The organism is Stenotrophomonas sp. YJH_SMC_20, assembly GCF_059367845.1.
Genome location: NZ_JCAFRG010000007.1, coordinates 162,017 through 177,549, shown reverse-complemented (window position 1 = coordinate 177,549; position 15,533 = coordinate 162,017). Strand labels below are relative to the sequence as shown.

Below are 15,533 nucleotides of genomic sequence, written 5' to 3'. Positions count from 1 at the left end.
CTGGTCATCGCGTCGCTTCCCCGCTGGCCTGCCCACACGGTAATGAAGAAGCCCCGCTTTCGCGGGGCTTTTTCTTTCAGCGACGCCGGGCGTGGCCCGGCGCTACCAGTCACGCCCTCAGGCGAACGGATCCTGCAGGACCATGGTGTGGTCGCGGTCCGGGCCGGTGGAGACGATGCTGATCGGGCAGCCGGCCAGCTCTTCCAGCGAACGCAGGTAGGCGCGTGCGGCCGGCGGCAGGTCGTCCCACTGGGTGATGCCGTGGGTGTTCTCGCTCCAGCCCGGGAACTCCAGGTACACCGGGGTGCATTCTTCCCAGCCCTGCGCGTCCAGCGGCGCGTACTCGGTGCGCTTGCCGTTGTATTCGTAGGCGATGCAGACCTTCAGCTTTTCCATGCCGTCCAGCACGTCCAGCTTGGTGATGCACAGGCCGCTGATGCCGTTGATGGCCACGGCGCGCTTCAGCGCGACGATGTCCATCCAGCCGCAGCGACGCGGGCGGCCGGTCGAAGCGCCGTACTCGGCGCCGCGGTCACGGATGCCCTGGCCGACTTCGTCGTCCAGTTCGGTCGGGAACGGGCCGCCGCCGACGCGGGTGGCGTACGCCTTGGCAATGCCCAGCACGTAGTCGATCGAATCGGCGCCGACGCCGGAACCGGCCAGCGCACCACCGACGGTGGTGTTGGAGCTGGTGACGTACGGGTAGGTGCCGTGATCGATGTCCAGCAGCGCACCCTGCGCGCCTTCGAACAGCACGCGCTTACCCTGCTTGCGCAGGTCGTGCAGGATGCCGGCCACGTCGGACTTCATCGGCTGCACGTATTCGCCGAAGGCCAGCGCCTCGTCGAAGGTCTTCTGGAAGTCGACCGCATCGGTGTTCAGATACTTGGTCAGCACGAAGTTGTGGTAGTCCAGCGCAGTGCGCAGCAGTTCTTCCAGCTGCTTCGGGTAGTGCAGGTCGGCGATGCGGATGCCGCGGCGCGCCACCTTGTCTTCGTAGGCCGGGCCGATGCCACGGCCGGTGGTGCCGATTGCCTTGCCACCGGCAGCGCGCTCGCGCGCCTGGTCCAGGGCGATGTGGTACGGCATGATCAGCGGCGCGGCCGGGGAGATCTTCAGGCGCGAACGCACTTCCACGCCGGAGCCTTCCAGCTCGGCGATTTCCTTCTGCAGCGCGGCCGGCGAGATCACCACGCCATTGCCGATCAGGCACAGCGCGTCGTCACGCAGGATGCCCGACGGGATCAGGTGCAGAACGGTCTTCTTGCCGTTGATGACCAGGGTGTGGCCTGCATTGTGGCCGCCCTGGAAGCGCACGACGGCGCCGATTTCCTCAGTGAGCAGATCGACGATCTTGCCCTTGCCTTCATCGCCCCACTGGGCACCCAACACTACGACAGACTGACCCATGACGGGCTCCTCGATTTGTAGCGGCCATCGGGGCCGCGGACGGGTAAACCGTGGCGGGGCTGGCCAGCACCTGGAGGGCGGCTCCAAACGGGGAGCGGCCGGCGATGGAAGGCCCAGACACGGAAAAAGCCGGACGGGGAGGCCCGTCCGGCTTTTGTGCATTATCCGGGTTTCCGGGGTCGGGTGCCACCTTTCCGACGGACGGCTTCACCGGCCGGTCAGCCGCCCCGCCCGGTCGTGCCGGCCGTTGGCCGGCAATCCCGGGTTGCCGGCCAGCGGCCGGCACTACCCTCTCAATGCCGCGCCCACCACAGCAGGCTCAGGCCGGCCAGCAGCACCAGCCCCCCGAAGCTGCGCAGGGCCGGGCTGGGCAGGTCCAGCAGGCGTTCGGCCATGCGCTTCCAGGCGAACGGCGCCACGAACAGGAACAGGCCTTCGAGCACCGCGACCAGGCAGACGGCGGCGAACAGATCTTTCATGGGGGACTCCGGAAAAAGCACGGGGCCCGGCGTCTGGCCGGGCCCCGTGGGGTAGTGCCCTGCGACCTCAGCGGTCGTTCTTCAGGTACTGCAGGAACGGGTCGTTCTTGTCGAGCACGATCACGCCATTGCCGTCGGTCATGGAGCCACGGTAGGCCTCCAGGCTGCGGTAGAACGCATAGAACGACGGATCGGCCGAGCCGGCCTTGCCATAGATGCGGGCCGCCTCGGCATCGCCTTCACCGCGCAGGCGCTGCGCATCACGCTCGGCCTCGGCGATCAGCACGGTGCTGTCGCGGTCGGCCTGGGCACGGATGGTCAGCGACTGCTCCTCGCCCTCCGCACGCAGCTTGGCCGCTTCCTGCTTGCGCTGGGCGCGCATGCGCTCGTACACGTCGTTGATCACCTGGCTGTCGGTCGGCAGGTCCACCTGCTTGATGCGCAGGTCGATCATCTGCATGCCCAGGCCAGCCACCGCTTCGTTGATGCCCTTCAGCTGCTCGGCGATCAGCTCGCTGCGGTCGCCGGACACCAGCTGCTGCAGGGTGCGCGAGTTGATCTGGTTGCGCAGCGAGTCGGTGATGATCGGCGCCAGGCGGGCGTTGGCCACACGCGGGTCGCCGCCGGTGGCACGGAAGTAGTCACCCACGTTGGAGATGTAGCCGATGGCGAAGAAGTCGACGCTGACGTCCTTCTGCTCGGCGGTGAAGTAGCGCGCCGGCGCAGTGTCGAGCACCTGGAAGCGGCGGTCGAAGACCTTCACCGTTTCCACCACCGGCACCTTGAAGTGCAGGCCCGGCTTGATGTCCGAACGCACCACCTTGCCCAGGTTCAGCACCATGGCGGTCTGGTCCTCACGGACCACGTACACCGAGCCGAGCAGGCCCAGCACCACCGCCACGATCACGGCGATCCAGATAGGACTCTTCATCGGCTGCCCTCCTCACGGCCGCTCGGTCGCCCGGTCGGGCGGCCCACCGGCCGGCCCGGATCACGGGAAGCTTCCGCCGCTGCACCCGGCAGCGACGGCATCACCACGTCCGGGTTGGCCACTGCGGCCGGAGCCGACGTGCTGGGACGGGTATCGCCGGTCATCGGCACGTAGATCAGCTGGCGGCCATCGCCACCGATCACCTTGCGGTTCTCGCTCAGCACCTGCTGCACGGTCTCCAGCCACAGGCGCTTGCGGGTCACTTCCGGAGCGTCCTTGTACTGGGCCTGCAACAGGCTGAAGCGCTGCGCGTCACCCTCGGCCTTGGACACCACGGCCTGCTTGTAGCCTTCGGCAGTGGTACGGGCGCGCGAGGCCTGGCCCCGGGCTTCCGGCACGACCTTGGCGGCGTAGGCCTGGGCTTCGTTGATCAGGCGTTCCTTGACCTGCTGGGCACCGTTGACCTCGTCGAAGGCCGGCTTCACTTCCTCCGGCGGACGGGCGTCCTGCAGGGTCAGGCCGGTCACGGTCAGGCCGGTCTTGAACGCCTTCAGCAGCGCCTGCAGGCGCTCCTCGGCGGCGACGGCCAGCGGACCACGGTTGTTCAGCACGGCGTTGAGGTCGGCGCGGCCAACTTCCTCGCGCACGGCGCTCTGCGCCGACTGCTCCAGCACCTGGTTGGCATCCACGGTGCCGAACAGGTATTGCTGCGGATCGTCGATGCGGTACTGGACGTTCAGCGAGACGTTGACGATGTTCTCGTCGCGGGTCAGCACCGGCACCTGGATCGAGAACGTCTTGATCTCGGTGGCATTGACCTTGGTGACCGATTCGATCGGCCAGGGCAGCTTGAAGTTCGGGCCGGGCTGCAGAATGCGCGAGAACTGGCCGAAGCGCAGCACCACACCGCGCTGCTGTTCGCCGATCAGCTGGAAGCTGGAGAACAGCACCAGCAGCACCACGGCTGCCACCACCCAACGCACGATGCCGCCGTCGAACAGGTCCTTCAGCGGCCCGGGCAAACCGCCCCAGCCACCACCATTGCCACCGCCGCGTGACCCGAACGGCCCGCGTCGATTGTCCTCGGGGCCTTGTCCGCCCTTGTTGCCGCCGGGTGTATTCCAGGCCATGCACGCTCCATCAAGATTTGGGCTGCGGCGCGGGCCCTTCCCGCACCGCCAGCCGTGAAACCATCACCGATCATACAAGATGGGGCGGATCGGCAGGATCGAAAGGGGGGCAACGGGGTAAGGTGGCGTTTTCCTCGAAGTCAGGCAACGCCGATGGCCCCCACCACCCCGTTCACCGCCTTCCGCATCGAAAACGACGACGCCGGCTATCGCAGCGGCCTGGTCCGGCTCGGGGTCGACGACCTCAACCCCGGCCAGGTGCTGATCCGCGCCCACTGGTCCTCGGTCAACTACAAGGACGCGCTGGCCGGTACTGGAAAAGGGAAGATCCTGCGCCGCTTCCCGCTGGTGGGCGGCATCGATGTGGCCGGCACCGTGGTCGCCAGCACCGACCCGGACTGGCGTGAAGGCGACGCGGTGCTGGCCACCGGCTGCGGCCTCAGCGAGACCCGCGATGGCGGCTACAGTCAGTACGTGCGGCTGGAATCGCGCGCGGTGATCGCCCAGCCGGCCGGGCTGACCCCACGCGAGGCGATGGTGCTGGGCACCGCCGGCTTCACTGCGGCGCTGGCCCTGCTGCGCATGCAGGACAACCGGCAGACCCCGGAACTCGGCCCGCTGGCGGTCACCGGTGCCAGCGGCGGTGTCGGTGCGCTGGCGCTGTCCATCTTCAGCCGTGCCGGCTACAGCGTGCACGCGGTCAGCGGCAAGCCGGACCAGGCAGGATTCCTGCGCAGCATCGGCGCCGCCGAGGTACTGCCGCGCGACGCGCTGGCCGACACCGGCGCGCTGCAGTCGGCCCGCTTCGGGGGTGGCCTCGATAATGCCGGAGGCGACATGCTGGCCAGCCTGCTGGCGCAGACCGTGCCCTACGGCAGCGTCGTCAGTGCCGGCCTGGCAGCCAGTCCGACGCTGGACATGACGGTGATGCCGTTCATCCTGCGCGGTGTCTCGCTGCTGGGCGTGTCCTCGGCCAATGCGCCACGCGGACTGCGTGAGGAAGTGTGGTCGCGGCTGGGTAGTGACTGGAAGCCGCAGCACCTGGACCGCATCTGCACCGCCGAAGTCGGCCTCGATGGCCTTCCCGCCGTATTCGAACGGATGCTGGCGGGCGGTTCGCTGGGTCGCACCGTGGTACGGATCGACTGAACGTCGCAGGCAGGCGACGGACGGCAGACGCGGCCCTCCCGCCGGTAATGGGCCCGCACTACACTGCGGGCATTACATGGGGAACAACATGGCACGCATTCTGATCGTCGACGACTCACCGTCGCAGCTGTTGGGGATACAGCGCATCGTCGAGAAGCTCGGGCACCAGATCCTGACCGCCACCGATGGCGCCGCCGGGGTCGAAACCGCCAAGGCCGAGCTGCCCGACCTGGTCCTGATGGACGTGGTGATGCCCAACCTCAACGGCTTCCAGGCCACCCGTACCCTCGCCCGCGACGAGGCGACCCGGCATATCCCGGTGATCCTGGTGACCACCAAGGACCAGGACACCGACCGCATGTGGGGCATGCGCCAGGGCGCCAAGGCCTACATCACCAAGCCGTTCTCGGAAGATGAACTGTCCGAGGTGCTGGAGCGCGTGTTCGCGGGCCAGGGCTGAGACGCGCGCGGTAGTGCCGGCCGCTGGCCGGCAATCAAACCTCTGCCGGCCAGCGGCCGGCACTACCGGAAGGCGTCTCAGATCGTCTCGCCAAACGCCTTGGCCAGGTTCCGGTAGGCCTTCTTCTGCGCCTCGTCGGTCGCGGCCGGGGCCACGATCTCGATTTCGACGATCTGGTCGCCGTCCGGGCTGCCCGGCAGGCCACGGCCACGCAGGCGCAGCTTGCGGCCGGCATCGGAATCGGCCGGAATCTTGAGTTCCACCGCACCACCCAGGGTCGGCACGCTGATGCTGGTGCCCAGCGCGGCCTGCCACGGCGTGAGCGGCAGCGTATAGAGGATGTTGCGACCATCGACCTCGAACTGCGGGTGGGCGGCGTATTCCACCTCCAGCAGCAGATTGCCGCCATGGTTGCCCTGCCCTGCCAAGCGGATCACCTGGCCCGGGCGGATGCCCTTGGGCACGCGCACGTCCAGCTGCTTGCCGTTGACGGTGATGCGCAGGCTGTCGCCGCTGTAGGCCGCTTCCAGTGGCACCGACAGCTTGGCGCGGGTATCGCGGTTGGGCGCATGGCCCTGGCTGCTGAAGCCCGGACCGCCCCCCGCGCCCGCTCCACCGCGCTGGCGCGCGAACAGGCTTTCGAAGAAGTCGCTGAAGCCGCCGTTGGGGCCGCCGCCACCGAACACTTCCTCGAAATTGAAACCACCGGCGCCACCGTAGTTCGGGGGTACGTTGAACTCCTCGCCCGGGCGATAGCCCTGCGCGCGCAGCTGGTCGTAGGCCGCGCGCTTTTCCGGATCACGCAGCGCCTCGTAGGCCTCGTTGACCGCCTTGAACTTGTCTTCGGCCCCGGCCTCCTTGCTGACGTCCGGGTGGTACTTGCGTGCCAGCCGGCGGTAGGCGGTCTTGATCTCCGCCTCGCCCGCGCTCGGTTCCACCCCCAGGGTGGCGTAGTAATCCTTGAATTCCATCCAGCTACCTCGATTCGCTTCGGCCGCGCCGGTGGCGCCGCCCCGGGTTCATTCTACGCGCCTGCGAGGCTACGCCGCCCCTCGTGCGGCCCCGGTGAGGCCGACTGATCCTGCGCAATGCGGCTGCCATCCCCGTGCGCCACGCTGTGGCTGGAAGCCCCTGCCACAAAGCCGGAAGATGGAGCCTGCACACCGGGTTTCCAATGTCTTGACGCCCCTCTCCCATCCGGCCCACTAGCCTGCCCCAGCAAGGAGTTCCCATGACCATCCATGTCGGCGACCGCATTCCGGAAGTGACCCTCAAGCGCATCCGCGAGGGCATTGAAACGCTTGATACGCATTCGTTGTTCGATGCGCGCAAGGTGGTGCTGTTCGCCGTGCCCGGCGCGTTCACCCCGACGTGCTCGGCACGTCACCTTCCCGGCTACGTCGAAAAGTTCGAGGCCTTCCGCCAGCGCGGCATCGACGTCTACTGCATGGCCGTCAACGACCCGTTCGTGATGAAGGCCTGGGCCGCCGACCAGAGCGTGCCCGACGGCCTTCTGATGCTGTCCGACGGCAATGCCGAGCTGACCCGCGCCTTGGGTCTGGAGCTTGATGCGAGCGCGTCGGGCATGGGAATCCGCTCGCGTCGTTTTGCCCTGTACGTCGACGACGGCGTAGTTCGAGAGGCCTGGGTTGAACAGCCCGGCCAGTTCGAAGTGTCTTCGGCCGAGTACGTGCTGGAGCATCTCCCCACCTGATTCCCCACCGCAGAAGGAAACGGCCAGCCATGTCCACGCAGCCAGCCAAAGCCAGCAAGCCCGCCGCGGAAATTGCCGGCATCAGCGACCGCAAGACCCTGCGCGAACGCGCCCGGCGCAACATCGAAGATGGTGCGATCACCGACAGCTACAGCGCTGACCGCGAGGTGGTGATCAAGCTGCTCAACGACGCACTGGCCACCGAGTACGTCTGCGTTCTGCGCTACTACCGGCACTACTTCATGGCCAAGGGCATGCTGGCCGACGCGGTGAAAGCCGAGTTCCTCGAGCATGCACAGCAGGAGCAGGCGCATGCCGGCAAGCTGGCCGAGCGCATCGTCCAGCTGGGCGGCGAGCCGGATCTCAACCCGGATACGCTGACCGCGCGTTCGCACGCCGAATACAAGGAAGGCAGCGACCTGCGCGACATGGTGCGCGAGAACCTGGTGGCCGAGCGCATCGCCATCGACAGCTATCGCGAGATGATCAACTTCATCGGTGACCGCGATACCACCACCAAGCGCATCCTTGAAGAGATCCTGGCGCAGGAGGAAGAACATGCCGACGAGTTCGCCGACCTGCTGGACGGGTGGATCGGGGAGTAATCGCTACGCCACGCGATCGCTGCCATCTACGGCGTTGTAGAACCGAGCCCATGCTCGGCTGACCGCTGCACGCACGTCGCAGGAGCAGCCGAGCATGGGCTCGGCTCTACAACAGCATGACGACATGCGGGAAGTGCCATCCAAGGTCGGCATCTAGCGCAGGACGTTGAACCGCACCTGCGTCCAGGCGCCGTCGGCTGCCAACGCGGTCAGGGTGTGCGTGCCGGGTTCGGCGAACTCTCGCTGCATCAGCTGCGCGCCGTGGGTCTGTGCAATCCAGCGTCCATCCAGCAGCCACTCCACCGCCTGCTCGCTGCCCAGCGCGCGCAGCTGCAGGCGTACGCCATGTTCCGAATTCGGCGCGCGCGCCAGCGTGGCGCCATCGTTGAGCCCATCGATGTGCAGCGCAACGCTGGCCTCGCGGCCATCATCACGGCAGTCCGGCGCCAGCGCCGGGAGCTGCGAGGCTTCGCGCGTGGCCTTGGACAGCCATGGCGACAGCAACGCTGGCCAGCGCGCGATCTCGCGCGCGACTTCTTCGTGCGGCAAGCGGCAATCGGCTGACACGCGCAGACCGGTACGCGCATCGGCAAGGTAGCGCTGCCGACCTGGTTGCCAGCGCCGTGCTTCGCGCTCGGGGAAGGTCGGTGGTGCCGCGCCTTCCAGCAGATAGGCTGGCATCAGCCGCTGGCAGAGCGCAGCAGGCAGGCCTTCGGCACGCTCACCAGTCGGCCAGCAGATGTCTTCTTGGCTGACGCTGGCCGGCATCGGCGCAGCGGCCGAGTCACCGCGCTGGCGCGGCAGGCTGTCCACCACCTCGAACATCAGCGGCAGCGCGGTCACCGCGCCGTACTGGCCCGGTAGCGGTGTGCCGTCCGGCCGGCCCACCCACACGCCCACGGTGTAGTGGCGGGTGCTGCCAATCGCCCACGCATCGCGGTACCCGTAGCTGGTGCCGGTCTTCCACGCCACGCGCGGGCGGCCACCGACATCGAACGTCCCGACGCTGTACCCCGGCCGCGGATTCGATTCCAGCATCTCGCGCACGATCCAGCTGGCGCCGGGCGAAGCGAGGCGCCGCTCGATCATCGGCTCGTCATCGGTGTAGCGCACGCGCCCGGCGATGCCGTTGCGGTTGAGCGCGGCGAACGCGCCGACCAGGTCTTCCAACCGCGCGCCGGTGCCGCCCAGGATCAGCGACAGATTGGGCGTACTGCCTGGCGGGAAGCGCAGCTGGATGCCCGCGTGCGACAGACGTGCAGCGAAGCGCGCGGCGCCGACCCGCTGCAGCAGGTCCACCGAGGGCACGTTCAGTGACAACCGCAAAGCGCTGGACGCGCCGATCGGCCCGTTGAAGGCCATGTCGAAGTTGCCGGGGCGGTAGCTGCCGAAACTCTGCGGCGCATCGACCAGCAGGCTTTCCGAATGGATCAGGCCATCATCCAGCGCCATCGCATACAGGAACGGCTTGAGCGTGGAGCCCGGCGAGCGCCAGGCCTGCACCATGTCCACGTGGCCGAGCCGCTGGCGGTCGCCGAAGGACAGGGTGCCGACATAGGCACGCGCCTGCAGCGTCTGGTTGTCGACCACCAGCAGCGCGGCCGAGGTGCGCTCGGGCAGCGTCGAGAAATAGCTGGCCACGCGTTCCTCCAGCGTGCGCTGCAGGCCGATATCAATGCTGCTCTGGATGCGCGCTTTGCCCGGCTGCGCTGAATGCAGCCTCTGCGCCAGCAACGCGGCGTGCAGCGGCGGCCGCAGCGAGCGCGCCACCACGTTCTCGATGCGCGCATCATCCACCTCTTCGGCTGTCCACGCGCCCAGCTCGGCCATGCGAGACAACACCTTGTCGCGTGCCTTCTGTGCCGCTTCCGGGTGGCGGTCCGGGCGCAGCCGGCTCGGCGCCTGCGGCAGCACGGCCAGCAACGCGGCCTCGGCATGGGACAGCTGCGCCGCCGGCTTGCCCAGATAGGCCCAGCTGGCCGCTTCCACGCCTTCGATGGTGCCGCCGTAGGGCGCGCGCTCCAGATACAGGGCCAGGATCTGCTGCTTGCTCAGGTGCACTTCCAGCTGCACCGCGCGCAGCATCTGCTTGAGTTTGCCCCAAGGCGTGCGCGAGTGCGGGTCGAGAATGCGCGCCACCTGCATGGTCAGGGTCGAACCGCCGGACACGATGCGGCCGCCGCGCAGCAGCTGGCCGCTGGCACGCAGCATCGCCACCGGGTTGATCCCCGGATGGCGCCAGAACCAGCGGTCTTCGTAGGTCAGCAACGCCTGCAGGTACAGCGGCGAGACGCTGTCGATCGAGGCAGGATAACGCCACACGCCCTCGGCATCGGCGAACGCACGCAGTGGCGTGCCGTCGGCGGCCACCACCAGAGTGCTGGTTTCGCGCTGCTTCGGCAGCGGGGGCGGGAAGGCGAAATCCAGCACCAGCAGCAGCGCCAGCGTGGCGGCCATGCCCCAGCGCAGCCACGGCCACAGAGGCTGCAGCCGGCGGCGCAGGGCTGCCAGCCGGGTCGTCATCCTGTTCTTCATTGCAGGTTGCCAGCAGGACGGGCCGCGCCGTCGCGGCCCGTCCGCGCGGTCACGGCTGTACCACCGTGATCGTGGTCGGGTTGCTGCGGCCAACGCCGCGCAGCTGCGGCCGGTACATGTCCTCCACCAGCGGTGGCGGCACCGAGTAGGTACCCGGGGTCACCGCGCGCACCAGGTAGAACACGTTGGCCTTGCTGCCACGCGAGAGCTTCAGCGCAGCCACGTAGCGGTCGTCGCGGAACTCCTCGTGCTTGGTATCGGCCGCTTCACCGCGGTCGCTGATGGTGATGCCATCGACCACCACATCGGCCCACTGCTTGGCGTCGCCCAGGTTGAAGTTCTCGATCTCCAGGCCCGCCGGCAGCAGGTCGGTCAGCAGCGCATCGGGCATCGTGGTGTCGGCGGTGACGGTGACGCGCACGATCAGTGCTTCGCCTTCCTTCAGCGGTCGCGGCGACCACGGTTTGCCATCGGTACCGAAGTAGCTCCGTTCAATACCCAGCACGCTGTTGTCCGGCGCCGGTGCGCTGCGCGGGATGCCGGCCACGTCGATGCTGGCGAACATCGGCGGCTGCCCCTGCGGAGTGAAGCGCACACCGCTGGCCAGCTCACTGGCGCTGAAGTTGCGGCCGAACAGCTTGCGCTCGCCGATGGCTTCGCTGTTGCCACCGATCACCAGTTCACCGGCCACCAGCGCCTTCTGGTTGGCGGCCAGGGCCTTGCCGAGACGTGCAATCGCCACCTGTTCCTGCGTGCTCAGCCACATCCAGCCGGCATTGCGGCGGGCATCCAGGCCACGGCCGAGATCGACCGCACGTGCGTCCCAGGCGGGCTTGGCCAGCTTGTTCTCGTGGGTCAGCGCGATCATCAGCGCGTCATCGCGGATCGCACTGCCGTAGTCGCCGAAGTACGAGGGGCGCTCGCTGCTGGACTTGGCGAAGGCCGCCGCCAGCGCGGCCTGGCCACGCTTGGCATCGCCCTGCAGCGACAACGCCACGCCCAGATGGACCAGAGACAAGCCGCCCACCGCCTTGCTGCGCTCGTTGTCATACAGCGTGCGCAGGGTACCCAGCGGCGCCCGGTTGACCCGGGCCAGCACATAGCCCGAATAGGCCTGGTTGGCGAACTTCAGCTTCTCGCGGTCGTCCTGGCCGTAGAACTGGTTGCCGCCGGACAGCAGATCCTCGCTAAGCCGGTTGAGCGCCTTCTGCAGCACGTTGTCGGGCACCGCGAAACCGGCATCCTTGGCGTCGAGCAGGAACTCGGCGATGTACGGGGTCAGCCACGGGTTCACGTAGCCGTCGTCACCCCACATCGAGAAGTTGCCGTTGGCCACCTGCATCGACGCCAGGCGACCGAACGCACCTTCCATGCGCTCGCGACGGGTCTTGGCATCCAGGCCGTCGGCACCGAGCATCGACGACGTCGCCTGGTCCAGGATCAGCGCCGCGTAACCCTTGCTGGTGGTCTGCTCGGCACAGCCATATGGATAATTCAGCGCGCCCTGCAGTGCACTGGCGAACGGGATTGGCGGCAGCGGGCTGACCAGCAGGCGCGCGTTCACCGACTCGGCCATCAGGCCGTCGGTCAGGCTGTTGTCGAGGCTGACCGCGGCCAACGGATCAAGCGTGCGCACCTGCGAGCGCAGCACCTGCGGCCACGCCGCACGCACCGGCAGGTCGTAACGGCGATCGGCCTTGAAGCCGTTGCCGTCCACCCGCACCCGCACCTTGGCTACGCTGTGGCCCTCACGCGCGGACAGCGGGAAACTCAGCGTGGTCTTGGCATCGGCATTCAACTGCACGCTGCGGCTGCCCTCACCCAAGTTCAACGGGCCCTCGCTTTCCACCTTCACGTTGAACTGCCCCGGCTTGCCGGTGAAGTTCTGCACGTCCAGGGTCACGGTGCTGCGGTCGCCCGGGGCCAGGACGCGCGGCATGCTGGCTTCGGCCAGGATCGGCGCGCGTACTATGGTTTCCACGTCGCGCTTGCCGTACTGGTCATCGCTGTAGACCAGCGCCGACACCCGCAGGGTGCCGTTGAAATCCGGCACCTTCAGGCGGATGCGGGCATTGCCCTTGGCATCGAGCTGCACCGGGCCGGAGAACAGGTCCACGGTCTGCACGCGCGCGGTCGGGCGCTTGGCCTGCGGCAATGCCTGCAGTGCCATGTCGCCACCGAACTTCAGCTTGCCGCTGCCACCATCGAAGCTCTCGATCACCCGGCTGTAGATGTCATAGGCATCGATGCCGAGGCGACGCTGGGCGAAGAAGTGCGCGCCGGCGTCGGGCACCGGGAAACGGGTGATGTTGAGGATGCCCACGTCCACCGCCGAGACGGTGACGTGCGCCATCTTGCCGGCCAACTGTGGTGCGCTGACCGTCACCGGCAGGTCCTGCTCCGGGCGCATCTGCTTGGGCGCGGCCAGGCCGACGGCCACGGTGCGGCCCTTGCGGTCCATCGGCACATGCACCACACCCACGGCACGGGCCGGAGTGATCTTGCTCGGCGCACTGCCGCCACGGAACACCAGCGCGGTGATGTAGACGTCGTGGCGTTCCCAGTCAGCGGTGACCGGAATCTTGAAGGTCGAACCCGGCTTGGCCTCGATGTCCTGCACGTACAGCATGCGGTCGGTCTCGACCATCAGGATGCCCTTGCCGGCATGCGGCGGGGTCACCGTCACTTCCAGGGTGTCGCCGGCCTTGTAGCCGGTCTTGTCCAGGCCCAGCTTGACCTTGTCCGGGCGCGCGTCCAGGCCGCGGTTGTCATCGCCCCAGCTCCAGCCGGCGCGGAACGGGTAGCGGCTGGTCAGGCCGGTGGACGGATCGAACACGTCCACGCGGTACTCGCCCCACTCCACCGGGAAATCGAAGGCGACCGCGCTGCCGCCGGCATCGACGGTGCGCGTTTCCTTGTTCTCGAAACGGCGGGTGAAATCGTAGTCCCAACGGTTGTCGTTGAAGGTCCAGTGGTAGTCGCGCAGTTCCCGCACCAGGGTGATCTTCAGGCCCTTGGCCGGCTGAGGCGCGCCGGTGGCATCCACGCGCATCAGCTCGAAGCGCGCGTTGCCGTTGGAGTCGGCACCGTCCTCGGGGTTGAACAGCGGGCGCACGCCGACCAGCGCATTGGCCGGCCACATCACCCGCTTCAGGGTACGGGTGACCGTGCGGCCACCGGTTTCATACAGGCTGCCGGACAGCACCACGGCAATCGGTGCCTTGGCCTTGGCCGCCTCTTCCGGCAATGCCACGTCCTCGCGCAGCTGGCCGTTGGCCGGCAGCGTGGTGTCGATCACGTCCTTGGCTTCGCGCGGCAGCTGCAGGGTCGGGTCACCGAAGAAGTAGCCCGGCAGGCCTTCCACCGGCTGCTGCTCGGCGGCCACCGCCATGCGCGCGGTGAAGCGGTTGCCATCGGCCGGTGCCCCGTACAGATAGGCACCATTGGCCTGCAGGCGCAGGTCCTCACCCGGCTTCAGCGTCTTCTGCGCGCTGTCCAGGTCCAGTTTCATGCGCTCGGGCAGGAACTCCTCGATGCGCAGGGTCATGCCCTGGATCGCTTCCTTGCTGGCCGGGTCGGTGCGGAACTCGACCTGCCAGCGCCCGGTCGGCGCCTCGGCGGGGATCACCTGCTCGAAATTGATGTAGCCCTGGTCACCCGGCTGCAGGCGGGTCTCGCGGAACGTCTTGCCGTCGGGCTGCTTCAGGCGCAGGAACACCGGTTGCGCCTTGACCGGCTTGCCATCGTTGTCACGCAGCAGCGCGGACAGGCGCACGGTCTCGCCCGGGCGGTACAGGTCGCGGCCGGACCAGGCATAGACATCGAACCATGCGTTGTCGCGGCCGGCCACGGCGAATTCGCTCAGGTCCAGCGCTGGCTGGTTGAACGGCAGGAAGCTGGTGTCCTTGCCGCTGCTGGCGACCAGCACGTGGGTGGCATCCAGGGTGTAGTTCAGCAGCGCATTGCCGTTGCCGTCGGTGCTGCCCTTCAGCACCACCTCGCCCTTGGCGTCGAGCACGCGCAGGTCGATGCCCTTCAGCGGCGCGCCGTCCTTGAGACCGGCGGTATGCACGAACAGCTTGTCCTTGTAGGCGCGGGTGTGCAGGCCGATGTCACTGACCGAGAAGAACGCGGTATCGAATTCGCCCTCATAGTCGCCGGTGCGCTTGAGCAGTGCGAAGTACAGGCCCGGCTCCTGCAGTTCCTTGATGTCCTGGGTCGGCAGGTAGGTCAGCACCCGCTCGTTCTGCTTGCCGCCAAGGATGAAGCGGTTGACGTAGACCGGCTCGGCCAGCTTGTTGATCGGGCTGCGCTCGTAGTCGCTGCTGAGCTCCCAGCTGCCACGGCGGCCACCGCGCTGGTACTGGCTGAAGAAGGTCGGCAGGTCCTTCTCGCGCACGCGCAGGAACTCGACGTCCACTTCCGGCACGTTCACCGAGACCACCGGCAGGCCACGGCTGTCCTTGGCCGGCAGCACGCTGCCCTGCGAGGCGAACCCAACCACCGGCTTCAGCTCGCCGCTGAACACCTTCTGCTTCAGTTCCTTGCCCAGTCGGCTGCCATCGGCGGCCAGCAGGTCCGGCGAGACCACCAGGCTGAATTCCTTGCCGGCCTCGACGAACGGGTAGCGCAGGGTCAGGCCGTCATCGGACAGCGTCCAGCTGCTGTCGTCGGTGCCGACCTTCTCCTCGAAGCGCACCAGCGTGTCGAAATCCTGGGTGCCGACCAGCGGGCGCGAGAACTCCAGCGCCAGCGACAGGCCGTCATTCTTCTGGTCCGGGTAGGCGCGCAGAAGGGTGAATTCCTTCACCTGCTCGGCCTTGGTGGTGATCGCCTCGCCACTGGCCTTGGGCAACTGCCCGCTGTCGTTGCGGCAGCCGGCCAGGCCCAGCAACAGGCCTCCTGCCAGTACCGCCGCCGCCCATCCCCACCGCTTCCGCCGTGCCGGACCGCTCATGTCGTCACTCCTTGATCGAGGTGGCCATTATAGGCAGGCCGCGTCAAGGTGTTGACGCGATTTCGGCAATTGCCGCGGGTGCGGGTGGTGCCGGCCGCTGGCCGGCAACCGGCATGGCAGGTTGGATGGGATTGCCGGCCAGCGGCCGGCACTACCGATCAAA

At 67.7% G+C, this 15,533-nt stretch carries 11 protein-coding genes; 4 read left to right on the top strand and 7 right to left on the bottom strand.

Features of this window, described 5'->3' with window-relative positions; all coding sequences use genetic code 11:
- Positions 1-117: 117 nt before the first annotated feature.
- The 4 genes from AC5P6A_RS13820 to hflK form a co-directional block, all read right to left on the bottom strand.
- Positions 118-1,410 (bottom strand): adenylosuccinate synthase, encoded by a 1,293-nt coding sequence (locus AC5P6A_RS13820; RefSeq protein WP_019660036.1) that lies wholly within the window; start codon positions 1,408-1,410, stop codon positions 118-120.
- Positions 1,411-1,703: 293 nt separating this feature from the next.
- Positions 1,704-1,889 carry a DUF2065 domain-containing protein gene (locus tag AC5P6A_RS13815; protein WP_005410640.1) on the bottom strand — a complete coding sequence of 62 codons (186 nt, stop codon included), beginning with the start codon at positions 1,887-1,889 and terminating at the stop codon, positions 1,704-1,706.
- 67 nt (positions 1,890-1,956) lie between these two features.
- The gene (gene hflC, locus AC5P6A_RS13810; protein WP_019660037.1) at positions 1,957-2,820 is read right to left on the bottom strand and encodes a protease modulator HflC; all 864 of its coding nucleotides are present in this window, start codon (positions 2,818-2,820) and stop codon (positions 1,957-1,959) included.
- Positions 2,817-3,950: an FtsH protease activity modulator HflK gene (hflK, locus tag AC5P6A_RS13805; RefSeq protein ID WP_005410642.1), complete on the bottom strand. Its 1,134-nt coding sequence runs from the start codon at positions 3,948-3,950 to the stop codon at positions 2,817-2,819. The genes hflC and hflK overlap by 4 nt, the downstream gene beginning before the upstream one ends.
- Before the next feature lie 153 nt (positions 3,951-4,103).
- Here hflK and AC5P6A_RS13800 point away from each other — a divergent pair, with 153 nt between their 5' ends.
- Together AC5P6A_RS13800 and pilH are read left to right on the top strand one after the other, a co-directional pair.
- Positions 4,104-5,099 (top strand): YhdH/YhfP family quinone oxidoreductase, encoded by a 996-nt coding sequence (locus tag AC5P6A_RS13800; protein WP_180877964.1) that lies wholly within the window; start codon positions 4,104-4,106, stop codon positions 5,097-5,099.
- An 88-nt stretch (positions 5,100-5,187) separates the two neighbouring features.
- A complete protein-coding gene (gene pilH, locus AC5P6A_RS13795; RefSeq protein ID WP_005410644.1) occupies positions 5,188-5,559 on the top strand; it encodes a twitching motility response regulator PilH in 372 nt (123 codons plus the stop codon).
- A 77-nt stretch (positions 5,560-5,636) separates the two neighbouring features.
- On the opposite strand, the gene AC5P6A_RS13790 is transcribed toward pilH, so the two are convergent.
- Positions 5,637-6,530, bottom strand: a complete 894-nt coding sequence (locus AC5P6A_RS13790; protein ID WP_021204418.1) for a DnaJ C-terminal domain-containing protein — start codon at positions 6,528-6,530, stop codon at positions 5,637-5,639.
- A gap of 260 nt (positions 6,531-6,790) precedes the next feature.
- Between AC5P6A_RS13790 and AC5P6A_RS13785 the strand changes: the two genes are divergently transcribed.
- A complete protein-coding gene (locus AC5P6A_RS13785) occupies positions 6,791-7,273 on the top strand; it encodes a peroxiredoxin (protein ID WP_005410646.1) in 483 nt (160 codons plus the stop codon).
- Positions 7,274-7,302: 29 nt separating this feature from the next.
- Positions 7,303-7,878 (top strand): ferritin-like domain-containing protein, encoded by a 576-nt coding sequence (locus tag AC5P6A_RS13780; RefSeq protein ID WP_019660039.1) that lies wholly within the window; start codon positions 7,303-7,305, stop codon positions 7,876-7,878.
- A 153-nt stretch (positions 7,879-8,031) separates the two neighbouring features.
- Here AC5P6A_RS13780 and pbpC read toward each other — a convergent pair whose 3' ends face one another.
- Both pbpC and AC5P6A_RS13770 read right to left on the bottom strand, forming a co-directional pair.
- Positions 8,032-10,413 (bottom strand): penicillin-binding protein 1C, encoded by a 2,382-nt coding sequence (pbpC, locus tag AC5P6A_RS13775; RefSeq protein ID WP_180877986.1) that lies wholly within the window; start codon positions 10,411-10,413, stop codon positions 8,032-8,034.
- Positions 10,414-10,462: 49 nt separating this feature from the next.
- Positions 10,463-15,370 carry an alpha-2-macroglobulin family protein gene (locus tag AC5P6A_RS13770; RefSeq protein WP_171952948.1) on the bottom strand — a complete coding sequence of 1,636 codons (4,908 nt, stop codon included), beginning with the start codon at positions 15,368-15,370 and terminating at the stop codon, positions 10,463-10,465.
- Between the last annotated feature and the right edge of the window lie 163 nt (positions 15,371-15,533).